Origin of the sequence: Sphingobacterium sp. UDSM-2020 (assembly GCF_016132525.1) — a bacterium.
GTDB classification, from domain to species: domain Bacteria; phylum Bacteroidota; class Bacteroidia; order Sphingobacteriales; family Sphingobacteriaceae; genus Sphingobacterium; species Sphingobacterium anhuiense.
In genome coordinates, this window is record NZ_CP066166.1 from 180332 (window position 1) to 206471 (window position 26140).

Sequence of the window (26140 nt, forward strand, 5' to 3'; positions counted from 1 at the left end):
ACTTATTTTTGAGTAGGTATGCGAAAAACGGTGAACGAATAAGGTGGCAACTGGCAATGCTCTAATTGAAGCGTAGTTGGCATGGGTTTAGCTGTCCGATCTGTCGGTGCACCTGATATGACAGTACCACGTACTTGTTGCTGTGTAATACCAATTGCCGAAAGATCAAGTTCAAGATCAATTTCAACAGGCAACAAATTCACCAGTTTCACGATGATGTCACCCGATTTAGCGTCGCGTACGATTGATTTTCCAACTCGTTTGCGAACCGTTTCATCATGATTAGACAACTGTAAATCACTAAAAAGATAGGTATCGCCAGCATGTTGTCCAAATGCCTGTTGTATATAATAGCCCACGGTAGGCTTTACGGTTGTATTATCAAAATAAATCAGATCTGGAGACCACTGCGTATTACCTTCTTTTGCCAATAGTGGTGCATAAGAAGTCATCGTAACGACGTCGGCATTCCGCTCTACATTACACAAATGCAGTGCCTCTGCCAATGCTGTTTCAATTGTACTGGCTCGATCAGGAAGATGCGCGGCATACTCTCCAAGATATACTTTGGCCTTCTTACGATCATAACGATCGTAAAAGTCTTGATTATGGATGAACCATCCTGGAGGGTTGTAGTAATGCTCATCAATTAAAGGAACCTCCAATTTTGTTGCTAAATCCCATCCTTCCAAATAATCCGATCCTTCATAAAAAGGACCTGCTGTTCCAATAACCTCAACATCAGGATATTTCTCTTTTACTGCTTGATAGATCATAGTAAAGCGTTCTTTGAATATATCAGTAATCAAATCTTCATTACCAATACCTATATATTTCAAGTTAAAAGGAGCAACATGTCCCGCTTCAGCACGTTTCTTACCCCAAAAAGTTTTACTATCTCCATTAGCATATTCTATTAAATCCAAAATATCTTGAATATAATCGTCCATATCTTCCATTGGAATGCCACACTGCTGCCCGCCAAGTTCGTGACCGTGATGTCCTGAATTTTGGCATGGTACACCTGCCGCAACAACAGGCACTGGTGCTGCACCTAAATCTTCACAAAATTGAAAATATTCAAAATATCCTAAGCCAAATGACTGATGATACCCCCAAAGATTGCGTTGTGGCTTTCGTTGTTCCAATGGACCGATCGTATTTTTCCAGTGATAGATATTATCTATTCCATCACCATGAGCTACACAACCACCTGGAAAACGGACAAAACGAGGCTTCATATCTGCAATAGTCGTAGCAAGATCTGCTCTAAGTCCGTTATCTCTATTCCGGAAAGTATTTTTAGGAAATAACGAGACCATGTCCATATCGATTACACCATCGTTTGAGTAAGCAATCACCAATCGAGCATCTGAAACGGTTGCGTTGCCGATCATTTCCAATTTGTACTGTTCCCATTTTTTAGATATTTTTTTTGTTTTCGTTTCACCAATAGTATTCCCCTTCACATCTACTAACCGAATGATCAATTGCCCAAATTGCCCAGATTTTGTTCGAGCATATATCGAAAACTTATAATGTTCACCTTTCTGTATAGAAATACCACCAAATCCTTCATTAACAATTCCTCCTCCATTTTTAGCATGCATGCTCACATAGTGGCGGTTATTTTTGTGTATCGGAGATAACGTATCAATCGAAAGAATCGTTTCACTATTCGTCGTACTCCAGGCAGTCATACTGTTCCATTCTTTTCGGTCCATAGAAGAGTATTCAAATCCCCTATTCTGGATCAATTCTGCATATAATCCGCCATCAGCGGCATAATTGATATCTTCAAAAAATGCTCCAATAAGCAAATCACTAATCTTACGTTCAGCATTATGTTCATCTAATGTTAGTTTTCCTTTCAGAGCCGGCAATTTAGCAAAGCGATACCCATCATCGGCCATACGTTCACTGTTCAACTTCCCTTTGTAAGTATCCAATTGCTGTTTTTTGAGCAAATTTTCAAGTGTTTGCCACGCAACTTTATGAATTGTCCCCTTATGGATTCCATCCACTAGACGTACCTCAACTTTGCTGTTTTCCGTAACCGTTACTTTCTTAGTTGGTGAAAATATTTTAAAATCCTTTGTTTCTACAGCATAGAATCCTTCAACATTACGATCCGTTTTCCAGACGACTTGGTAAATACCTGTCGTTTTGTTGTAATCAATTACAGGACTGAGACAATTTCCTCCAGCAAATACCAAAGGATAAGACTGACTTTCCCATTGAATCAAATCGCGCGAGGCACTGTGTGCAAAGGCACCATCTTCTTTATTCAAACTCCAGACACAATGCCAGGTTCCCGTTGGAGATAAAAACAAGAAAGGATCAATCATCTTTTTTTCCGATCCCCATCGACCATAATCGGAGCGTAAGAAACTTGCTTCAGGGCCAATGGTATTCCATTTCTTATTGTCTAGGCTCCATGCAAAATGCAAACCATTATGGTTATCATTCTTTCCTGAGCTATAGGCAAAAATATATGCCGAATCCGGTTCATTGGCATACAATATTGAATGTTGTATAAGAAAGAAAAGCAATAAGCATATGTAAATAAGCTGTTTTTTCATCAAAATAAAAAATTAATATGAGTTATTTATTTGCAATAACACAACTCAATTATGATATCTTTTATCAATCAATAATTGAGTCATGAATATAAACAATGGAGGTGTACACCTTTTATTTTTATCATAAAATGAAGAGTCCTAGATGGTGCCAAATAGAAATTAAAGTTACATTAGTTTAACAGTCTGCACCCTATCAAGACTGACTGCTTCACCTCCGCCTTTAAGCCCATATTTACACCGTAAATACCTTGAAATAATCCGAAGTAGATAACTTACATCAACCTAAAAGCGCCAACACAACCATATGCCCGCTTCACCTTTCGGTTTAAAGGCTATTTTGATGTAATACCTTTTCTAGATCGCATCGATTTCAAATGATGTCTGCCTACAGTACCAACAAAACCAAGATGGACTGTTTCGCATGGCTTTAAAGACCTTAGTGATGTACTCAATTTTCCAAATGGCACCAAGTAGAACTTCAGATCATATCCCCCTCCTGACTATCTGCATCATGTTCATCACACATCTCCGCAGACAAAAAATATTGGGGTCAAGACATTGATGCGATCACGAGCTTATCGATAAACTGACACCCAGGTGAAGAGGTCAGCTTTTATGATTTAACAGCGTTGTCAAAAACAAAGCTTCGTTTAGTTCATGGTGATTTTGCACTGCACTGCGCCCCATGATCGTATCATTGTAAAATTCATATTATTGAACAGCCAGCTTGATGACCGTTAAGGAATAAGGTGCAAACGTATCTGCTATCTTTTTTCCATTATAATTAACTTGTTCCACTTTGGGCTGTATTTTCAATGGTTCTTCAAAACTTGTTGATATACTCAAGTCCCCATTTGCCAATGTCGTTTTCACAGCAACTTGTTTAAGTTTTTTCTTCGAGTTGATATCAAAGTTAACCTGTACCGGTTTACTATTATAATTCACAAATTTGATGATCAATTCCTTCGTGATACTATTGTAAACAGACGATGCGAATAAACTATCTTTACCTGCTACAGCAGCTCCATTCCATTTAATGGGTACGATATCCGTTCCAGTATTCGTGGAATACAATTTCTGCACCTGATAACTTGGTGTTCCATATGCATTCAAATTATCCACCCAGATCAAATCTGGAGTCCATTGCCAACCATCCACATGTCCAAATAATGGTGCATACGATGCCATGTGTACGACATCGGCATTTCGTTCGAGTCCAGTTAGGAATGCTGCCTCTGATAGTGCTGCTTCCCAAGTACTCCGACCAGGACCATTTGGTCGCGTAGTGTGTGAAGCATATTCACCGGCAAACACTTTAGGACCGTTACGGTCGTAATCATCATAACGAGATACGCTTGACAAAAACCATGATGGCGGTCTATAATAATGTTCATCAATAATATCAATTTTCATCTCCCGTAATTGTTCATCCAAATAAGTAAAACGCTCGCCATCGGGATCTGTTCCTGAACTTGCTATAATGGCGATTTCAGGATGCTTTTCATTTAAAATCTTTTTAAATGCCGCTAAACGCTCTACATACTGAGGTCCCCAATTTTCATTACCTACACCTAACATTTCCAGATGGAAAGGAGCCGGATGCCCCATATCTGCACGAAGTTTACCCCAGGTAGTCGTCACAGCACCATTGGCAAATTCAATCAGATCCAAAGCATCCTGAATATACGTATCCAACTCATCCATCGGAACAAGTTCTGCCGTATTGAATTGGCAAGCCATCCCACAGTTTAAGATGGGAACTGCCTTAGCGCCAATATCTTCAGCCATTAAGAAATATTCATAAAATCCCAATCCAAAAGTTTGAAAATAATCGGGTGCCGGTCTGTGCTTAAATTCAGTATTCCAACGGTTAATGATCAATTCACGTTCCTCGATTGGTCCTACTGTTTTTTTCCATTGGAACCGACTCGCTAGATCCCTCCCTTCCACAATACAACCTCCTGGAAAACGGATAAATCCAGGTTTCATATCTGCCAATAGCTGCACCATATCCTTACGTAAACCTTTAGGTCTATTTTTCCAGGTGTCCGTTGGGAAAAGAGAAATCATATCCACTTCCGCATCGCCCGCTCCTTCGATCCAGACATTCAACTTACCTTTAGCAACAGTCTCTGAAGCCGTAAACTTTGTTGCCCCAGTTTGCCAATCACTTCCACTAGACAACATTAACTCACTTGATCCAATCACTTTATCCTCTTCATTCAACAATTCGACACGAATGCGCATTCCTCCAGAAGCTTCTTTAAAAAGCAGTGAAAATTCATACTGCTCCCCTTTCTTAATTCCCATACCACGGAACCCTTCATTTTGCACACCAAGCTGGAGACCCTTTGGATTACGAATCTTCAATGAGCGTGGATTTCCTTTTCGTTTACTATTGTTTATAATCAGAAAAGTGCCTTCTGGTTCTTTAGTCAGTTTTTTCCATCCCATCCAAGGTTCGTTAAACTCAAAAGATCGGTTTTTAACCAGTTCAGCATATATTCCACCATCGGCACCCATATTAATATCTTCAAAAAATACACCCCACATGCCTTGTGACATCTTTCCTGCAGATTGGTCAAGGTCTACTTTAAAACTTAGAGGAGTTTGTGCAAATAATGACGTAGATCCAACCATCATAGCTGCTAATAATAGCTCAATTTTTTTCATCCTATATTATCTTATGGTAAATCTATATTCAGATTTCGTGCTATAAGTCTGTTCTGGTTTCAACACGGTAGAAGCAAATGCTGGATGGTTAGGTGCATCCGGATAATGCTGTGTTTCTAAACAAAAAGCAGAGCGGAAGGGATATGCCAAACCACTTTTACCTTTTGGATCAGTGTCCTTCATGAAATTGCCACTATAAAACTGTAAACCCGGTTCAGTGGTCAATACTTGCATTTCTATTCCCGTTTTCGGTGCATAAACAGATGCAACCTTTCTAAAACCAGACGCTTTAGACAATTCAAAGTTATGATCATAACCCTTTCCAATTTTTAATTGGGCATCCTCTGTTTCAATGCGATCACCGATGACAAATGCTTGACGAAAATCAAATGGTGTTCCCCCCACTTGAATACTTTTTCCTGTTGGTATCAAAGTGTCATCAACTTCTGTAATTGCCTCGGCATCGATTTGCAGTTCGTGATCCAGTATCGTTGCAGATCCTGCACCACTTAAATTGAAATAAGCATGGTTCGTTAGGTTTAATACGGTTTCTTTATCCGTAGTCGCGTGATAATCCATTACCAGTCCGCCTGTATGACTTAACGTATAAGTTACCTGCATTTTCACTTCTCCAGGATAACCAGCCTCTCCATCAGGAGAAATATAAGTGAATGTGATGGATGTATCCGAACTATTCGCGACATCCCATACCTGATTGTACACACCATGTGTACCGCCATGCAGGGAGTTTTTACCATCATTCTTCTCTAGTTCATATTTGGACCCCTGCAAAGTGAAAGTAGCATCCCCGATTCTATTTCCATAACGACCTACGATAGCCCCATAAAAATTACTCGCATTAGATTTATACGCCGCAGCACTGTCATAACCAAGGATCACATCAGTCAAGTTTCCCGCCTTATTCGGCACCTGTAAATTCACTAATCGTGCACCATAATTAGTAAGTGCAGCTTTAAGCTTTCCATTCATTAATGTATACAATTTAACATCCTTACTATCAATAACCGTATCAAAAGACAAGTCCAAGGAGTCGCGCATGTCAGTCGTATGTTGTTTACTCGAATTCTGTTGACAACCGTAGGCCAATACCGTAGTCAATAAAATACCATTTATAATTTTTATACTCATATTATTATGATTTACAACTAATTAAACAATTTAACGTCTACCAAAAACGTACGTATATGGCTGTTACTAATAAGAGTGTTACCACGATCAATACCAAAATCGATGGCTCCACTTTGAACATCTTTTTGTCCAGTACAAATGCTTTTGGATTCTCTTTTGGTCCAAATAAGCTGACACCGACCATCAAGGCTAAGGTAAAAGCAAAAGCTAGTCCCATACAAATCTGAAATGGAATTTCGTAGTTGCCGCTTTTATTGATGTAGGCTGTGTACAGCCAAGTTTCAGGACCAAATACCTTTGTTGCAAACTCATTGAAAAAGATCGATAAACCAAATCCCGAAATCAATCCCGTGATTGCAGCAGGACCTGTGGTACGTTTCCAGAACATTCCCAATAAGAACATTGCAAATACACCAGGACTAATAAAGCCCGTGTATTTTTGGATGAAAGTGAATCCTCCAGCACCACCAATTCCTAATGTATCATTCCAGGTAAATAGGACAGCCACAAGGATAGAAATGACGATCGTGATTTTACCTACCCACACCATTTTCGATTCCGAAGCGCCCGCATTGATGTATTTTTTGTAGATATCCAACGTATAAATAGTCGCGATACTATTTGCTTTACCTGCTAAACCTGCAACAATAGCAGCCGTTAATGCCGCGAGAGCCAGCCCCTTCATGCCATTTGGCAGATGTCCAAGAATGGCAGAATAGGCATTATCAGCATGAAATACCCCGCCCGGAGCCATCTCTTCTTGCAATGCTCCATTTTTATAAAGTACATAAGCTGCTATACCAGGCAACATCACGATTAGCGGCATTAACAGTTTTAATAGGCCTGCAAATAAAATACCCATACGCGCAGTTTTTAGATCCGCCCCCAATGCACGTTGGGTGATGTATTGATTACACCCCCAGTAATTCAAATTCACAATCCAGATACCTGCCAGGTACATGCCTATTCCAGGCAACATCAAATATTTATTGATCTCCTCTTGTGTCGCGCCGACTCCAGGTTTATCCACGATCATTTCAAAGTGCTTAGGCGAATCTTCCATTAGCTTGTTGAAACCAGCCAATACGTCCTTGCCTAGACCAAAGTGTTCACTCACCAATGTTAATGCAACATAAGTAGTAGCGATACCGCCGATAATCAAGACTACTACCTGGATGACATCGGTAAAACCGATGACACGCATACCTCCTAATGTAATAATCACAGCAAATACAGCAAGTGCCACCATGATCAAGTGAAAACTATCGCCCCCACCGGCCATACTTGATATAGCGATTGCGCCGAGGTATAAAATCGAAGTTAGGTTGACAAACACATATAAGAAAAGCCAGAAAACAGCCATAATCAGACTGGTTGTTTCATTGTATCGATTGTTTAAGAACTGTGGCATCGTAAAGATTTTATTCTTCAGATAAACAGGTATAAACCACACGGCTACAATGATTAATGCTACAGCAGCAATAAGCTCGTAAGCCGCAACGGCAATACCGACCTCAAATCCGTTACCACTCATGCCTATAAATTGTTCGGCAGATATATTGGATGCAATCAATGATGCCCCAATAGCCCACCAGGTCAATGAACCCTCTGCCAAGAAATAGTCTTTACTGCTATTATTAGCTGCTGTTTTTCTGCTGTAAATCCAGAAGCCATATCCGGCTACAATAATGAAGTAGACGACAAAGATGATGTAATCTACCGTTGCAAATTTATCCATAGTTTTGCGACTTGCTTATGATGAAGTCCCTCTGCTAAAAAAAAGAAGGACAATTTCTGTTTATTTCTTCATTAAAAAATAGAGTTCATTCCACTTCAATTGATTTTCCAGATGCGTCAACGTCGTGTTTTCATCAATAACGACGTACTCCAATCCAGCAATCCGCGCAAAATCTTCCAAATATTCTGGCGTCAAACTTAAACTATAAGCGGTATGGTGAGCCCCACCAGCATAAATCCAAGCACTACAGGCAGTTTTCATATCCGGAAGAGGCTTCCATAGTACCCGTGCCACTGGCAATTTAGGCAACTCCTCTTTCACATCGACCCCCACCACTTTATTGACGATCAAACGAAAACGTGTTCCTAAATCAATCAATGAAGCATTCAAAGCAGGACCACTTAAACCATCAAATACCAAACGTGCAGGATCGGCTTTGCCACCAATTCCCAACGGATGTACTTCTATTCGAGGCTTATCAGCTGCTAAAGCAGGATCCACCTCAAGCATGTGCGAACCTAGTACCATTTCATTCGCAGGATCAAAATGATACGTATAATCTTCCATAAAAGCCGTAGTACCCGGCAAACCAGCCCCCATTACTTTACATGCACGAACTAAAGCTGGTGTTTTCCAATCACCTTCACCAGCAAATCCATATCCTTCTGCCATCAATCGCTGTACTGCTAATCCCGGTAGCTGTACAAGCCCATGCAGATCTTCAAAAGTATCAGTAAAACCTTTGTAGTTTCCCGATACTAAAAACTTCCTTAACCCAAGTTCAATACGGGCAGCTTCCACTAAACTTTGACGCTGCTCCCCACCTTCCACTACATTTGGCGCTAAATCGTAAGTCGCCTCGTAATCCGCTAATAGCGTATTGATTTCAGATTCCGTTACTGCATCGACGATCGCAACAAGATCACCAACGGCATAAGTATTCACTGAAAATCCAAATTGTCCTTCTGCAGACACTTTATCACCATCAGTAACCGCGACGTAACGCATATTGTCACCAAAACGAACAAATTTTGCTCCTTGCCAGTCATGCCAAGCAGCAGCAGCACGTACCCATACCATAATTCTTCCTATTACTTCCTCATCCTGCCAGTGACCAGTAACTACTTTTCTACCAATATTCAAACGAGTCACAATATGACCAAACTCACGATCACCATGTGCACTTTGGTTTAGATTCATAAAATCCATGTCCATCGAACTCCAAGGGATATCACGGTTATACTGAGTATGCAAGTGAAGTAAAGGTTTCTGTAAAGCCTGCAATCCTCTAATCCACATTTTGGCAGGTGAAAAAGTATGCATCCATGTAATCACACCTATACAGTTTGCGGCGGTATTAGCAGCAGTTAAAGTACTGTATATTTCTTCACTATTTTTTACAATGGGTTTGTATACTACCTGTACAGGGATATCCCTATGTGCCGAAAAGTATTGTGCCACTTCTTCAGCATGTACCGCCACTTGTTTTAGGGTTTCTTCACCATATAAATCCTGGCTCCCAGTAACGAACCAAACTTCCAATTTATTTAAATCGATATTCATAGTTAATAATTTTTGATTGGCTTTAGATCCAATCTCCTTTCAATTTTATTCGTTTATTTTTGATTATTAGGTATTTTTATTCTTGACCATAATACGCAGCACCACCATGCTTACGTTCATAATGTTTTTTGATCAATGCATCCTTTAGACGTGGGGCCTTCGGATTGATCTGCTCCGTAAGCAAAGCCATTTTTGCTACTGTTTCCAAAACAGCGCTGTTGTATACAGATTTATCTCCCGTTTTCCCCCATGTAAAAGGTGCATGGTTACCAACTAAAATCATCTCCACTTCCTTATAATCGAGCTTATGTTCATTAAAATGATTGATTATCTGAAATCCAGTTTCGTATTCATAATTACCAGCTATCATATCATCTTCCATAGGTGCTGCACAGGGAATATCAGAAGTTAAGTGATCGGCGTGAGTCGTTCCAAAAATGGGAATATCACGCTGGCTCTGTGCCCAAGCAGTGGCATAAGTTGAATGCGTATGTGTAATACCACCCACACCTTCCCAATGCTTATAAAGTACAGCATGTGTTTTCGTATCTGATGATGGCCTCAGCTTACCTTCAACCACACGACCCTCAAAATCAACAATAACCATATGATCCGGTGTTAATTGATCATAAGGCACTCCACTGGGTTTAATGGCAAATACAGCCTTGTCACGATCCGCAACACTTACATTGCCAAAAGTAAAAAGTACCAGTCCCAATTGAGGCAACTGCATATTACATTGATAAGCTTCTTCTTTTATAGATGTATATATCATTATTTTAAATTAAAAAAAATTAAAAAATCCTGAATAACGGTTACAATTAGTAAGGCGTTACGACACTTCGCTTAGTGTTTAGTTTCTTCGATAAATGTACCGAGCTTAAGATACTGTTGGTATCGTTTGGCATAGATGGCGACCATCTCAGCACGGGGTTCGTAAGTTTTTTCAAAACCCTGCCCCATCGCTTCCATGGCATCTTCAACCTTAGCATAAATACCAGCCGCAGTAGCAGCAAACATAGCCGCCCCTATAGCACAAGTCTGTTCAGATTTATGAATACGGATAGGCATATTCATTACATCCGCCATGGTCTGCATGATGTATGGAGATTTTTTTGCTACTCCACCCAAACCAATTAATCCCTTGACTGGAATCCCTTGTTCTACAAAACGATCTGCAATACTTTTTGCTCCGAAACAAGTAGCTTCAACAATTGATCGGAAGATACGTACCGCATCTGTACCAAGATGAAGCCCCAATAAAGCGCCTTTTAAAGTTTGATCAGCATCAGGTGTACGACGGCCATTAAACCAATCTATTGCCAATTCAGAAGATTCTGTGACCGGTAATGCTTCAGCCTTTCGACTTAAGTCCGGAATTAATTGTGTATCAATAAGGTTCGCGATTTTCGATTTATCGGTGTCCGAAATATCATTTGATTGCGCTATTAAATTAGCAACTGGCCATGATAGTACTTGTCTAAACCAGGCATAAGCATCACCAAAGGCCGACTGGCCAGCTTCCATACCAATCATACCCGGGATAATCGAACCATTGACCTGTCCACAGATACCCTTTACCAATGTGTTGCCCACCTCATTTTGCGGAGCTACCAACATGTCACAGGTAGAAGTTCCCATCACTTTACTTAAATAATACGGTTCGATCTGTCCACCTACAGCACCCATATGACAATCGAAAGCACCAACACCAACAACTACATCCGTAGAAAGTCCCAGTCGGTTTGCCCATTCTTCCGAGAGCGTTCCAGCAGGTTCGGCGGCAGTATACGTTTCGGTAAATAAATGATCAACTATACCATCTAAATACGGATCCAGTTCTGCAAAAAAATGATTCGGCGGAAGACCACCAAAATCAGCAGCCCATAAAGATTTATGCCCTGCTGCACAAACACTACGTTTGATATCCTGAGCACGTTTTCCTCCTGTCAATAAGAACGGAATATAATCACAGTGCTCCACCCATGTATATAGTGCCTCGCGAACATCTTGATCATCACGCAGTATATGAAGCAATTTTGCCCAGAACCATTCTGACGAATAAATTCCACCAACATATTTTAAGTAATCCTTATCGCATTTTTGTGCATGCACATTAATTTCCTTCGCTTCCTGAACTGCCGTATGGTCTTTCCAAAGCACAAACATCGCGTTGGGATTGTCTGCAAAACGATCGGATAAAGCGAGTGGTATTCCCTGTTTATCAACAGCTACCGGAGTAGAGCCAGTTGTATCGACAGAAATTGCTTTTACCGCTTTGACAATCTCATCATTATCGGCCTTTTGAAGGCATTCTCGTATCGTTGATTCCAGTCCCTCTATATAGTCTAACGGATGCTGACGAAACTGATTCGTCAGCGGATCACAAAATTTACCGTTGCTCCATCTTGGGTAGTAGAATACAGCACTAGATACTTCTTCGCCATTTGTCGCATCTACTAAAACCGATCGAACGGAATCACTCCCGTAATCTAAGCCGATCACATAAGCTTTACTCATTTATTGATTGATTTGGTTTATAATATTGATTTATAATCAATTACTTTTTAAAACACATTCACGAATCCATCATACGATTCGGCGTCTTTAGTAATTAATGTCAAATTAACATTTATTTTTTTAAATAATGAAATTTTAATTTTTTTTTTCGTTGATTTGTATTGCGGTAGAAATAAAATATGACCTTTTTTATAACGTAATCGCATAAAAATGGTCGAAAATATATTTTTTTCTTAAATATGTTAGATATTATAACAGATACGATACATTTTGTATCTTTAATTAATTATAAAACGAGATTAATCAATTATGGATTTTTACAAGAACGAACCAAGCTTATTATTAGCTGTGGACTGTATTATTTTTGGCTTTAATGGCGAATCACTTGAAATTTTGCTGATAAAACGCGGTTTCGAGCCTGAAAGAAATAAATGGAGCTTAATGGGAGGATTTGTTCAACCTGATGAAAATCCACAGCAGGCAGCTTCCCGTATCTTAAAAAAACTGACAGGTTTAGAAGATGTATATATGGAAGATTGCGGTATCTTTGGAGATCCTGATCGTGAAAAATATGGCCGAGTTGTCAGCATTGCACATTTCGCATTGATTGATACCCACCAATATCAGCATATTATCAGTGAGGAGTTTGAAGCGCGTTGGTTTCCGCTCAAAGAACAACCGCAATTGATTTTTGACCACCCGCAGATGATCGAGAAAGCCAAACAAAAATTGCGCATGAAAGCTGCCCTTTACCCTATTCTGTTTGAGCTCTTACCTGAAAAATTCACCATTCCACAAATTGTTGCACTTTATGAAGGTGTGTACGATACCGAACTGGATACCCGCAATTTTAGTCGTAAGCTCCTGTCTTCAGAACTGATCATTAAACTGAAGGAAAAAGACAAAGAAAATTCAAAAAAAGGAGCCTTCTACTTCCGTTTAAACAAAGATATTTATAAAGAAAAGATCATGTCATTTTTAAGCTACTTACCGAGTTGGTCCTTAAATGGTTAATCAAATGCGCTCACATACATGAGCCATTTTTTTTGCCCAGCTAAATAAATGTATAAATAACATTTAACAATCTATTACAAAAAAGCATTCGTCAACCTGAACTTTTATGAAGCTAAAACATATCCTTTTCTATGCAACTTACGCAGTTATCTGTACGAGCACATTAGTTGCCCAAACGAAACCGCAAATAAGCTATTTTGAACTGAAAGATGTCCGTTTACTTCCGGGTAAATTCAAACATGCTGAGGATCTGGATTTAACATATTTATTAACACTTGATGCAGATCGTTTACTCGCTCCGTTTCTTCGCGAAGCAGGTTTACCTCAAAAAAAAGAATCCTATACCAATTGGGAAAACACAGGATTAGATGGTCATATAGGTGGCCATTACCTCTCCGCTCTAGCACATATGTATGCTTCAACAGGTAACATACAAATCAAAAAAAGATTGGATTATATGCTGTCAAATTTGAAAAACTGTCAAGATGCCAATGGTAATGGATACATCGGTGGTGTTCCCGGTGGAAAAACCATCTGGGAGGAAATCAAAAAGGGGAATATCCAAGCCGGCGGATTCACGTTGAATGGTAAGTGGGTTCCTTTATATAATATTCATAAAACCTATGCTGGTTTACGAGATGTCTACCTCCTTACAGGCAATTCACAAGCTAAGGACATGTTGATCAAAATGACCGATTGGGCTATTGCTCTTGTGCAACAATTGTCTGAGAAGGAGATTCAGGATATGTTGCGCAGTGAACATGGGGGTCTCAATGAAATCTTTGCCGATGTTGCTGCCATCACACAAAACCCTGCCTATCTAACACTTGCGCGTCAGTTTAGCCATCAGGATGTATTAGATCCATTGATCAAACACCAAGATAAACTGACAGGTCAACATGCCAACACACAAATCCCAAAAGTACTAGGATTTAAAAGAATCGCTGATCTTGCGCAGGATGAAACATGGGAAGATGCTGTTCGCTATTTCTGGGAAAGTGTTGTGACGCAACGTTCGATCTCCTTTGGCGGTAATAGTGTTAGTGAACATTTTAATCCTACAGATGATTTCTCAAAGATGGTACATAGTATTGAAGGACCTGAAACCTGTAATACTTATAATATGCTCCGTTTAACAAAAATGTTATATCAGACCGATCCGCAAGGCCGATATCTGGATTATTACGAACGCAGTTTATATAACCATATCCTGTCCAGTCAACATCCTGAACATGGAGGCTTTGTCTATTTTACACAAATTCGCCCTGGTCATTACCGGGTCTATTCACAGCCCCATACCAGCATGTGGTGCTGCGTTGGATCGGGAATGGAAAATCATGCCAAATATGGAGAGATGATCTATGCGTACAACGAGACTGAGCTTTTTGTCAACCTCTTTATTCCTTCTCGTTTAAACTGGCAAGAACAAGGAGTCGAAATTGTTCAGGAAAATAATTTTCCTGAACAAGCAAATACCACATTACGTATTCATCCGAAAAACCACGCAGCGAACTTTACGTTGCATATCCGCAAACCAGCGTGGTTAAAGAAAGAACCAGTGGTCAGGATCAATGGAAAAGTACAAAAGACCAGTCCTAGAGAAACGGACTTTATCACCATCAAGCGGACATGGAAAAAAGCTGATCACGTCGAAATTGAGCTCCCGATCGGTATCCATACCGAACAATTGCCTGATCACAGTAACTATTACAGCATACTCTATGGTCCAATTGTCTTAGGGGCACGTACTGCGACTGAGCCATTACCCGATTTACTGGCCGACGACAGCCGTATGGGGCACGTGGCAAAAGGGATGCAGATACCTTTACGTGATTTACCGATACTGAGCAGTGAAGCAAATGCGATCCCTAATTTAGTGAAGCCCATCGCATCAAAACCTTTACACTTTTCGTTATCCGGACTTCGACTAGGAGAAGAAGAACTAACGATGGAGCTAGAACCATTTTACAAGATTCACGACAGCCGCTATATCATCTATTGGCCTCAAGCGACGGAACAACAGCTTGCTGGTACACAGGAAAAAATGCAACGTGATGAACAAGAGAGTCTCCGTTTAAACACTCTAACTATGGATAAAGTTGTCTGCGGGGAGCAACAACCGGAATCTGATCATTTTATTCAACAGCTGAATAGTCATGCAGGTGTATTTGACGATACCCGTTGGCGTGAAGCCGACGGTTGGTTCAGTTATATCTTAAAAAAGCAAGATGCCAAAAATGCAGACATCTATATCAAATATCTAATGGAAGAAGGTCCAAGAACGACAGAAATCATAGTAAACGATGTTATCGTTGGAAAGTTAGTGCCAGAAACAGCAACATCTGAAATCAAAACAGCACGTTTTACATTGACACAGAGTCTAGAAGCAGAAAAACAATTAAACATAAAAATAAAAGGAGCAGACCAAAATAGAAGTCACAAAATTCTCGAAATTCGTATACTCAAAAATCAATAAAAATTTGAGCCAATTATGTCTATAACTGGCAACAATCTACATTGGATCAGGATATCCTGAGACTCAATACCCAGTCTCAGGGTTCATATTTTTACAGCACTTCGTCGCCTTCAAATCAATGATTTTTTCCATAAGCAATTTCAGTATGGAATCAGCGGCAATTAGATTAAAATTCCATATATCGTCCGTAATAAATACATAATTACCTTCAAAACTGTAAATATAATCCCCACCTTCCATAGCGATAATCCAAACTTCTTTATTCAAGTCTGGAAATCCACGCAAAACCTTCCAACAATATTCCCGAATTTCCTCTTCTTCGTCAAAATCTCCAAAAAAACCAAAAATAGATTCCGCATCTTCCAGCCTGTAAGATAAGCGCATTTCATCGATTTTATTCATCATCATATGAAGTGTTTTATGATATTCAATTCCTTCAACACTTTTATACAGCACATTAATAATATTGTTATTAAATAAGCTTGAGCATCTCGCATACATCTGGATACCATGACCTATTACAATATAAAGTTCATGTCATTAGGTAACACCAACAATCATCATAACAGTTTGTTTTTACCTTATCGGATATAAATGCTCCAATTTTTAAAAATAAAAAAGCTCCAAGAATTTCTTCTGGGAGCCTTCCAATTATAAAGATAATCATCTTACTTCTTTACTTGCTCGGCAGACAAACCTGTTAAGCGGTCACCGACAATTTCAATCTCATTTAGCTTTGCCGTCAAACTAGTCAAATCTGAATCGGAAAATGCATAACCAGCAGTCCAAAGATTCTCCTGCAAATGGGCTAATTTAGTTGTCCCTGGAATTGGTACTATAAAAGATTTCTGTGCTAAGAGCCATGACAGTGCCACCTGTGCAACGGTTAATCCACGGAGATCTCCAAATTCTTTAAGAGTGTCAATCAATTTCCAATTCGCAATTACATTTTCAGGCTGATACCGTGGCAATGAAGGCCTGTTATCATTATTAGGATCGTATATTGAACGCTCATTTAAGTATCCCGTTATCATCCCACGACTTAGCGGACTATAAGGTACAAAACCAATCCCCAATTCTTCACATAGCGGAATCACATCCTTTTCCGGTTCACGTGTAAATAAAGAGTATTCACTCTGCAAAGCTGTTAGCGGTTGCACCGCATGGGCTTTTCTTATATTGTCCACATTCGCCTCACTCATTCCAAAATGCCTCACCTTACCTGTTGCTATGAGATCTTTCACTGCACCAGCGACTTCTTCAATAGGGATATTGGGATCAACACGATGTTGGTACAATAAATCGATGTAATCTGTTTTTAAGCTTTTCAACGAATGCTCGACAACTGCTTTAATACGATCTGGATGACTATCGAGACCTTCAGACGGTTTACCATTTTTAAAACCAAATTTAGTGGCTATAATGATATCCTTACGAAACGGAGCCAATGCCTCCCCAACCAGTTCCTCATTAAACAGGGGACCATAAGCTTCTGCTGTATCGTAAAAATTCAAACCCAATTCTGAAGAACGTCTCAATAGGTCAATCATTTCCTTTCGATCGGGAATAAAACTCCGATGATAACTCATACCCATGCAGCCTAATCCCAAAGCAGATACTTCAAGACGTTGCTTCCCTTTGCCCAAAGCCCTTTTTTCTGATGGAAGATTCAATTTACTTTTGGCACTATTGTTTTCTTTTTCGGATGAATGATTACATCCTACAAGTCCTAAAGAAGAAGTTGCCAGTAAGCTTGTTCCGATAAACGCTCCCTTTTTTAAGAAGTCTCTTCGATTATTCTGTTCCATATCATTTAAGTTTATTCTTTACTATTTAAAAAATCCCAAAAGTCGATTCAAGCTCCAAAGAATCCACGTTCTTGCGCTTATTCAAAAATCGGCACAAATATGTAGCGTTTTAGGATACGAATTACTGTTTAACTTACCATTATTACAGATTACATGCTTTAAGACTCCCATCAGACACACAACATGTTCTTCGATTGCAGAAATCATTATCCTATTCTTCCGATATCGCGAGCAACTCCGCAGATAGGCGTTCACCTTGAATGGATATCCTAGTAAGAGCAACCTCTATTTCGATCAGATCTTCGGCAGTCAACATGACGTTGGGCGCCTGAATATTATCATCAATGTAGTCGAGCTTATCCATTCCCGGGATGGGAACAATAAGACGGTTTTTACTAAGCAACCAAGCTAATGCGAGCTGCACCGTGGATATTCCTTTTTTTAGGGCAAATGCATTTAACATTTTGATTAAAGGCATATTCGCTTGCATCGCTCCTTTGGTAAATCTTGGAAAGCTTGAGCGCAGATCAGTTTCAGGATCAAAGGTAGTTTCTGCTGTTATCGTACCGGTCAAAAAACCAGTACCCAAAGGGCCCCACGGCACAAAACCAATTCCCAGTTCCTCACAAAGCGGTAGCACATATTGTTCCGGCTCACGTGTCCAAATCGAGTACTGGTTTTGAACAGCAGTGACAGGTTGAACAACATGCGCCTTTCTGATAGTAGATGCACCCACCTCAGAAAGTCCGAAATGTTTTACCTTCCCCTCCGCAATTAAATCTCCCACCGTACCCGCGACATCTTCAATCGGAACATTCGGATCAACCCGATGCTGATAAAATAAATCAAGATAATCTGTCCTTAACCGCTTAAGCGAAGCTTCTGCAACCTTACGTATGTGTTCAGGTCGGCTGTTCAAGCCACCTTCTTCCGAGATCATCCCAAATTTAGTTGCGATAACAACCTCCTTGCGAATGGGGATCAACGCCTCACCCACCAATTCTTCATTTGTAAAAGGTCCATAAGCCTCCGCTGTATCAAAAAATGTAATTCCTTTCTCAAAAGCTCCACGTATCACACGAACACCTTCCCGTGTGCTAACTGCCTTTCCAGTACCAAAACTCAGATTCATACAACCCATCCCTATTGCCGACACTTCAAGTCCGCTATTTCCTAAAACTCGCTTTTTCATTTTCTTTACCCATTTAATTTGTTTAAATTCATTAGCCAATCATCATTTGCTAAATGACAGGACAAAATTCCCTAGATTCAGTTGATTCTTGCTTATACAGATTACGGCAATGCTTACCATTATTCCTGTTAACAACCTTAGCCTATCCCGACCTGTGCTATAATTGCTTAATATTGACTTATAAAAAAAAAGAGTTATGGAAGAAATCATCAAAATAGACAGTATTGATGCGTACAATAAAATGCGTGGCATAGAAACCTTGCATCCCTTAATTACAGTAATCGACTTATCGAAAACTAAACCGATGCCTGCACAGACTTTTAACTTTGGCCTTTATGCCATCTTTCTGAAAGAATTAAAATGTGGCGAATTGAAATACGGTCGAAACACTTATGATTTTCAGGAAGGCACATTGGTTTTCATTGCTCCGGGACAAGTGTTGGGCGTACAGCCAAATATAACAACCTTTCAACCCTCAGGATGGGCCCTCTTGTTTCATCCTGACCTGATTAAAGGAACTTCATTGGGAAAGAAAATCCATGAATATAGCTTCTTCTCATATGATGTAAACGAGGCTTTACATCTTTCCGAAAAAGAGCGGCATATTGTTCTAGATTGCTTTACCAAAATTCAATATGAAATGGAACAAAGCATCGACAAGCACAGCAGAACATTGATTACATCCAATATTGAATTGTTCTTAAATTACTGTACCCGATTCTATGACAGACAGTTTGTAACCAGAGACCATTCCACCAAAGGTATACTGGAAAAATTCGAAGATATATTAAACGCTTATTTTACCGAAGATAAATCGCAAACGATCGGACTACCTACAGTCGCTTACTGTGCTTCAGAATTGAACCTATCTCCAAACTACTTCGGCGATATCATCAAGAGCGAAACTGGTATTACTGCTCAGGAATATATCCAAACTAAGGTTATCGATTTCGCTAAAGAAAGAATTTTTGATCACGAAAAATCAATCAGTGAAATTGCCTATGAGTTAGGTTTCAATTATCCCCAGCATTTCACTCGTCTGTTCAAGCAAAAAGTAGGCATGTCTCCCTCCGAATACCGATCATTAAACTAATTATATAATAGTCTTAATCCACAAGTTTCTCCTCAGGACTGTCTTAAAATGTTATTAAGTAAGAAGAAATACCAAAGGAAGTCTATCCAGTTCTTGATCAACCTTGTCGATTTGTTTTAAAGAAGACCGTCTACGATTTATATGCATGATGATAAAATTATTTAGCCAGTTCAATCTCAAACAAATTTCATTAACTTTATAGCTTATTAAGATCGACCATATTACATAAAACAATCTATTGGAAATGAATAAATTTGTTTATTTATCGCTTTGCTTATTTGGATTTCCGTTTGCTTCCTTTGGCCAGGAAACAACGCTGACTGCCGATGAACTTTTTGTTAAAGCACGAACAGAGGCTTTTGATCAAAAAAATTATGCGGAAGCGATAAAAATCAGTAAACAGGCTTTGAAACAGGCTCCCGAATATACGGATATCAGTATCTTTTTAGGACGTCTATACACTTGGTCTGATAAAATAGATAGTGCCCGTACCATATTTTCCAAATTAGAAAGTCAAAATGTACAAGATGAAGATTTGTACATAGCCTATGCTTCTTTAGAGTACTGGAACGATCAAACGGCGAAAGCAATAAACTTGGTGGATAAAGGTCTTTCTTTTCACCCGACCTCAGAAGATCTTCTCCTTTTAAGGACAAAAATAGATTACAGTAATAATGCGTATGAAAGTGCTGAAAAATCAGTAAATAATCTACTAAAAATAAATCCTAAAAATGCTGAAGCAAGAGCTTTAGCCAAAAGTATACAGGAATATACAGCTAAAAATGCTATCGGGCTTAATTATAACTTTGTTCACTTTGACAAACAATTTGACGATAACTGGCATATTGTAGCACTCAGTTATAAAAGAGCAACACCACTAGGATCCGTGATTTTCAGAACAAACTATGCGAATAAATTTGCTGACAATGGACTACAGTTTGAAGTAGAGGCTTACCCAAGATTATCGAAAATGTTTTATCTCTATGTGGCTGGGGGCTATTCCAATAATGTAGGTATATTTCCTCAATACAGAACGGGGGTATCTTTATATGCAAATTTACCGCACAGTTTTGAAGGTGAAGTCGGATACAGACAGCTATATTTCAGTGACAATATCTGGATGTATACCGCATCAATAGGCAAATATTATCAGAATTTCTGGTTCAACCTAAAAACGTATCTGACCCCAAGCAATGAAAATATATCACAATCATACGCTGGTACAGTCCGCTACTATACCAAAGGAGCAAATGATTATTTAGGATTTTTAATTGGTACAGGAATTAGTCCTGAAGAAAACCGGAATAATCTCCTGGATCAGTCCATTTATAAGCTTAAAACATTCAAGGTCGGAGCAGAATATAACTTTTCAATTAACCGTACAAATCTGTTTTCTATTTCTTCTACGTACTTCAATCAAGAGTTTAAACCTAATGAGAAGGGTAATCAGATCGATATCACAGTGGGCTATATCAAAACCTTTTAGGGTTTTGATATCGTTTGCTTAAAATAATTAGTGAAAATACTGTCAGGCAGTAGCTGTTTCTTTGTATGGAATTGCTTATTCTGACGCTTAAACAGGTCGAAACGCTTCATGAGCAGATCACGCTCCGAGCCTTCAGAAAGAGGTTCTTCATTAAGTGTTGCATCTAATTTATACAACTGGCCATCCGAAATATGGAAATCACCATAGACAAAGTCAATCAACTGATTTTTACTTTGCATCATCGCTGCCCCATTTCCTTTAGCAGAAGATCCGATCTCCAGACCACGGCCTATCCATGTTACCTGTCCTGGGGTATTCACCTGATAATTATCACGATAAAAAGCAAGCAGAGAAGGTGTCACATCAAAGTGGCTTACCTTATTACGAAAAGTATGTGCCGTCTTTAGTAATGGTGAATAAATCATTAATGGAACATGATACCGATCAATTTTACTTTCTAAAGGAATCTCAGGCATAGCGTGATCACCGGTTATAATAAAGATCGTATTAGCGAAATCTGCCCGCTTTTGATAATCCCTGAAAAACTGTTGCAATGCATCGTCGAGGTTCAATACAGACACCAGTTGCTTCCGGTTTTGCAAAGCCCATTTTTTGCGATCAGGCGTCAGATCGCCCAGAGCTAACCGCTTATCAAAAAGTTTTTCATAAAAAGCAGCATTATTGATTAGAAAAGGATTGTGGGTAGAGAGCGTTAACAAAAGATGAAAGTAAGGTGTCTGCTGCACTTTCTGTACCTCCAACATTTTTGCGAATACCGCTTGATCCTCATACCCCCAACTTTCTCCCCCTTTTTCGGGAAGCTTTTTATATGGTTCGGCATAAGACCACTGATCGACCAAAGTATCCACTTTACTGTAAGTCATGAATTTTTCCATGAAATCAAACTTTGAATTACCGCCATAGAAAAAACCTGTATTGAATCCATTTGCTTTTAAGATATTGAACAGGTTAAAATGTGCAGGTAGAGTGTCCTGTTCTAAGAAACCATGCGAAGCAAAGGGCAACGATCCTGTCAATGTCGGCAATACAGAAAAAGTTCTGCCTGAAGAACTTAAATTATTCTCCCAATACAAGGACTTCTTCGATAAAGAATCTATAAAAGGTGTAAAATTTCCGATATACCCTGAAGGAGAACTATAGGCATGCCCTAATCCTTCGACCACAATAATGACCAAATTTGGGACAGATGAACTTTTTTGAAAGTAGGTACCTAACATGTCCTTTGTATCTTCATTTCGAAGAAAAGGATAGCTTTGGTTTCCCCCTGATGGCTCTTTTTCTGCTCCAAATGCCAACATTCCCGGATGTTCTTCGATATAATTGGTGACATTAGAATTTAGAAAATAACGCCATTTACTACGGGCAGCATTTTGAGCAAACTCATCACCAGATATCTTAAAAATCTTAAAGCGGTCTACAGGAATAAAACTTACCATAACGCCTAAAAATAGCATACTTAGGCCTACATAGATGCTCTTAATCGTTTTTTTCGACGCTATCCAAAAAGGAATATAGGCACATGCGACGAGCAAGATTAATAAAGCGATATTGGTAAAACTCAGCATACCACTCGCTTCCAAAATTTGCATCATCTCGGCAGTATTATAATAAAACATATCCGCTCCCAACAAATTGCGTGATTCTGCAAAATATAAAAATAAAATATATTGCATCACCACGACAAAAGACAATAACACGATGGATAATATCCTTGCTAAAGAAAGATGAACAAGCTGTACTATCAGATACACAAGACCGCAACCACTTAGTATCTGAAAAGCGAAAATGAGATTATTCAAAAGAAGTGGTATTACACCATTTGATTGACCTAATTGCGGAAATTGCCTGCTATACCACCACCATTCTACAGCGACAGAAAGCATATACAACACTAAAAATACAAGGCTTACAGCTCCATAATTTTTCAATCCTATACGCAACTGTAGACCAATCCGTTTAAAAAATGGTATATCTTCAGCCCCTTGTTGAAAACCCTGACGTTTCATATCGCCCCAGCTGTGCTGTTTACGAAAATAATCCACCACACCTCTTACACCTGCACCGACTACAATTGGATGGAAATAAAAAGGTTCCAAAATAGCTGTAACAATCAATTTGGAAAGATCTTGCTTCTTGGTGTACACCTGGTGACTCACCAAATCGACCAAAATAGCGTAAATAGAATATAAGATCCCCGATGAAATAACCAGCGCAAAGAGTGCAAAGAAAAATGGCCAGTTTATAATACCAAGAAAAAGAAAAATCAGAAAAATAATATATCCAGAAAATTCAATTACAGGACCAAGGAATTCAAAGAAAAACCAATATGGCATACTGATCATTCCTAACCGTCCGTACTTCGGGTTGAACATAAGTTTGCGGTGCTTCCATAGTGTTTCCATGGTACCTCTCATCCAGCGATTCCGCTGCTTTTTCAAAATCTCCTTAGACTCAGGAACTTCTGTCCAACATAATGGATCCGGTATGTTGACCACTTCATAAGCAAGTTTCTGTTCTTCCATATAACGGCGCATGCGTACCACCAGTTCCATATCTTCACCTACAGTTTTACTGTCATATCCACCACAAGCTAGTACAATCTGCTTATCAAAAGCCCCAAAAGCCCCTGAAATCAAGATAAGACCAGAAGCTCGGGACCAAGCCATTCTTCCCAATACAAAAGCACGAATATATTCCAAAGCCTGTGTACGTCCAAGCCAAGATTTAGGAAGGTTAACGTCAACTACTTTACCATTTTCTATACGGCAGTTATTAGCCAAACGGATGACGCCACCACAAGCAATGACCCTTTTATCAGTTTGCTCTAGGAAAGGTTTTGCAAGTTTTAAAAGTGCATCCTGCTCTAGTATACAGTCCACATCAATACAGACGATATAATCGCCCGAAGATATATTTACCCCCACGTTGAGCGCATCTGCCTTCCCGCCATTCTCTTTATCAACGACAATTAGCTTTTTGAAAGCGGCATTTTTACTTTTATAAATACCGCGGATCTCTTTGGTTTCTAGATCACCTTGTATAAAAAACGGAACAGATTCTAATGCATAAGCTTCAATAAGCTTTTCCATAGAATCATCACGACTTCCATCATTAACAATAATAATTTCTAGATTATGGTAGTAGAGAGATAATAACGATCGCACATTTTCGACGACGGTCAAACCTTCATTATAGGCCGGGGCGATTAAGCTAAAACGAGGCGCATTGACATTGGTTGCAATGAGATTATAATCGGTATAGGAATTATCATGCTTATAACGTATTACTGCACCATAGGCATAGATACCCACCCACGCAGAGATCAAAAATATAGCGGCCGAATATAAAAGAAATATCCAGATCACTACTTCGTAAACAATATGTGAAAATTCTAGCATACTTTTTCCTGCAATGCGTGGTTAATAATATGTTTAAACTCATCCGGTGTGTTCTCATCCAAAGCCATATCCCGTAAATACTGACGCTCCCCTAAAGTAACCAACACTTCCGCGGACCAGATTTTGATCGCAACTGCTGGATGCTCCCACAACTGTTTTTTCAAAAACCCATCACATTCCAGACTCTTGGACACCTTCATTGCTTTTAGGATCTCAATCTGAACGGCTAATGTTTCTTCTGGAAAAGCGCTCACCAATTGCTCCATCGTATTATTATTTTCAAAAGCCTCCAGTGTACGCACTACCTGTAGCTTTACAGCAGTATCATTATGCGCTAGTAATTCTAGCACTTCACTATAATAAGACAACATCTGGAATTTCCGCATTAAACGTAGAGTAAAAATAACCACAGATGTATTTTCACTTCGCAACCATAAAGTAATATTGACAATTTGCGGATCGGGAATATCAATAATAGAATTTAGTAAACGAAGCTGTTGCCACTCAGAAAGAGGATGCTTCAGGTTGTCTAAAAAACTTAAACCTTCAGCTCCTTTAAAACTGACTATTCCATACTGTGCTTCTACATATACCTGTTTCTCCCGGTGCTCCAGCAAGGATGTAAATTTAGGTAATGCACGTAAAACACGCATTGCGGTCAGCTCCTGAATCCCTCCTGCTATGTGATATGCTTTCTTTTTAATCAGATTACGCCAGGCCTCATCCTCAAGACTAAACTTATAAAATAAATGTGTAATCTCTTCTCGGGCAACACCAGAGAATTTGCGTTCTGAAGCCACTAAAAGATCTAAAAAAACACTTCTGAACGCTGGTTCCCGCAGATGCATATCAAAGGATTCATCGTTTTCAACAAAATTCTGTCCCATCACTATAGATTCAGTAATCTTATTTTCAATGATCTGTGTCCAGACCTGTCTATTAGATAAAACACGGTATTTATAAAAACTATAAAACAATACCGCAATAATCAATAGCAATACCAGCACAAATACAATGATTATGGCCAATACCAGTTCGTGAAGTGTTATTTTTTGAAACATAGTAATCTTTATTTACCTGTCAGACGTTTGATCCGCAACAGCAGTTCATTTGGACTAAAAGGTTTGACCATAAAATCTGATGCTCCTAAATCAAATGCATCTGTCACAACTTCCTCCTGTCCCATGCTAGAGAGCACAATGACCGGTATTTTTTTTCCTATTGTGTGCATGGCCGACAAAATCTCAATTCCCGATGCAAACGGCATCATGATATCGGTCACAACCAGATCAAGATCCAATTCACTGATCTTTTCAATAGCTTCCTTTCCATTGCGTGTTAAAATGACAGTATGCCCCTCTTTAATTAATTTATGTTCTATTGTTCGTAAAATCAATTCGTCGTCTTCCGCTATTAAAATCAACATG

The 26140-nt window shown here is 39.3% G+C and carries 17 protein-coding genes; 4 read left to right on the forward strand and 13 right to left on the reverse strand.

What is annotated here, in order from left to right; translation table 11 throughout:
- Positions 1–2 precede the first annotated feature (2 nt).
- The 7 genes from JAZ75_RS00815 to JAZ75_RS00845 all read right to left on the reverse strand — a co-directional run bounded on the left by JAZ75_RS00815 (position 3) and on the right by JAZ75_RS00845 (position 12225).
- The gene (locus tag JAZ75_RS00815) at positions 3–2582 is read right to left on the reverse strand and encodes an alpha-L-arabinofuranosidase C-terminal domain-containing protein (protein ID WP_208699715.1); all 2580 of its coding nucleotides are present in this window, start codon (positions 2580–2582) and stop codon (positions 3–5) included.
- Between the two features lie 711 nt (positions 2583–3293).
- The gene (locus JAZ75_RS00820) at positions 3294–5255 is read right to left on the reverse strand and encodes an alpha-L-arabinofuranosidase C-terminal domain-containing protein (protein WP_208699716.1); all 1962 of its coding nucleotides are present in this window, start codon (positions 5253–5255) and stop codon (positions 3294–3296) included.
- 6 nt (positions 5256–5261) lie between these two features.
- Positions 5262–6404 (reverse strand): aldose epimerase family protein, encoded by a 1143-nt coding sequence (locus tag JAZ75_RS00825; protein ID WP_208699718.1) that lies wholly within the window; start codon positions 6402–6404, stop codon positions 5262–5264.
- Between the two features lie 37 nt (positions 6405–6441).
- Positions 6442–8142, reverse strand: coding sequence for a sodium:solute symporter family transporter (locus JAZ75_RS00830; RefSeq protein WP_208699720.1), 1701 nt, complete (start codon positions 8140–8142; stop codon positions 6442–6444).
- Positions 8143–8202: 60 nt separating this feature from the next.
- Positions 8203–9705 (reverse strand): L-arabinose isomerase, encoded by a 1503-nt coding sequence (gene araA / locus JAZ75_RS00835; RefSeq protein ID WP_208699722.1) that lies wholly within the window; start codon positions 9703–9705, stop codon positions 8203–8205.
- A gap of 76 nt (positions 9706–9781) precedes the next feature.
- Positions 9782–10480, reverse strand: a complete 699-nt coding sequence (locus JAZ75_RS00840; protein WP_183912300.1) for an L-ribulose-5-phosphate 4-epimerase — start codon at positions 10478–10480, stop codon at positions 9782–9784.
- A 71-nt stretch (positions 10481–10551) separates the two neighbouring features.
- A complete protein-coding gene (locus JAZ75_RS00845) occupies positions 10552–12225 on the reverse strand; it encodes a ribulokinase (protein WP_208699724.1) in 1674 nt (557 codons plus the stop codon).
- Positions 12226–12534: 309 nt separating this feature from the next.
- On the opposite strand from JAZ75_RS00845, the gene JAZ75_RS00850 reads away from it, so the two are divergent.
- Together JAZ75_RS00850 and JAZ75_RS00855 are read left to right on the forward strand one after the other, a co-directional pair.
- The gene (locus JAZ75_RS00850) at positions 12535–13239 is read left to right on the forward strand and encodes an NUDIX hydrolase (RefSeq protein WP_208699726.1); all 705 of its coding nucleotides are present in this window, start codon (positions 12535–12537) and stop codon (positions 13237–13239) included.
- Positions 13240–13345: 106 nt separating this feature from the next.
- Positions 13346–15715: a glycoside hydrolase family 127 protein gene (locus JAZ75_RS00855; protein ID WP_208699729.1), complete on the forward strand. Its 2370-nt coding sequence runs from the start codon at positions 13346–13348 to the stop codon at positions 15713–15715.
- Positions 15716–15778: 63 nt separating this feature from the next.
- Here JAZ75_RS00855 and JAZ75_RS00860 read toward each other — a convergent pair whose 3' ends face one another.
- The 3 genes from JAZ75_RS00860 to JAZ75_RS00870 all read right to left on the reverse strand — a co-directional run bounded on the left by JAZ75_RS00860 (position 15779) and on the right by JAZ75_RS00870 (position 18715).
- Positions 15779–16123, reverse strand: coding sequence for a hypothetical protein (locus tag JAZ75_RS00860; RefSeq protein ID WP_208699731.1), 345 nt, complete (start codon positions 16121–16123; stop codon positions 15779–15781).
- Positions 16124–16383: 260 nt separating this feature from the next.
- A complete protein-coding gene (locus JAZ75_RS00865) occupies positions 16384–17523 on the reverse strand; it encodes an aldo/keto reductase (RefSeq protein WP_232789323.1) in 1140 nt (379 codons plus the stop codon).
- A gap of 211 nt (positions 17524–17734) precedes the next feature.
- Complete coding sequence (locus tag JAZ75_RS00870; RefSeq protein ID WP_208699733.1) at positions 17735–18715, reverse strand: aldo/keto reductase; 981 nt, start codon at positions 18713–18715, stop codon at positions 17735–17737.
- Between the two features lie 196 nt (positions 18716–18911).
- On the opposite strand from JAZ75_RS00870, the gene JAZ75_RS00875 reads away from it, so the two are divergent.
- Positions 18912–19808 (forward strand): helix-turn-helix domain-containing protein, encoded by an 897-nt coding sequence (locus JAZ75_RS00875; RefSeq protein WP_208699735.1) that lies wholly within the window; start codon positions 18912–18914, stop codon positions 19806–19808.
- 244 nt (positions 19809–20052) lie between these two features.
- Entirely contained in the window at positions 20053–21294 is a 1242-nt protein-coding gene (locus JAZ75_RS00880) for a YaiO family outer membrane beta-barrel protein (protein WP_208699737.1), read from the forward strand.
- On the opposite strand, the gene JAZ75_RS00885 is transcribed toward JAZ75_RS00880, so the two are convergent.
- Genes JAZ75_RS00885 through JAZ75_RS00895 form a run of 3 tightly spaced genes read right to left on the reverse strand, consistent with a single transcriptional unit; the run spans position 21291 to position 26139 of the window.
- Complete coding sequence (locus JAZ75_RS00885; protein WP_208699739.1) at positions 21291–24713, reverse strand: sulfatase-like hydrolase/transferase; 3423 nt, start codon at positions 24711–24713, stop codon at positions 21291–21293. The two genes, JAZ75_RS00880 and JAZ75_RS00885, sit on opposite strands and share 4 nt — an antisense overlap.
- A complete protein-coding gene (locus tag JAZ75_RS00890) occupies positions 24707–25774 on the reverse strand; it encodes a hypothetical protein (RefSeq protein ID WP_208699741.1) in 1068 nt (355 codons plus the stop codon). Before JAZ75_RS00890 ends, JAZ75_RS00885 begins: the two co-directional genes overlap by 7 nt.
- Before the next feature lie 8 nt (positions 25775–25782).
- Complete coding sequence (locus JAZ75_RS00895) at positions 25783–26139, reverse strand: response regulator transcription factor (RefSeq protein ID WP_132773900.1); 357 nt, start codon at positions 26137–26139, stop codon at positions 25783–25785.
- Position 26140 lies beyond the last annotated feature (1 nt).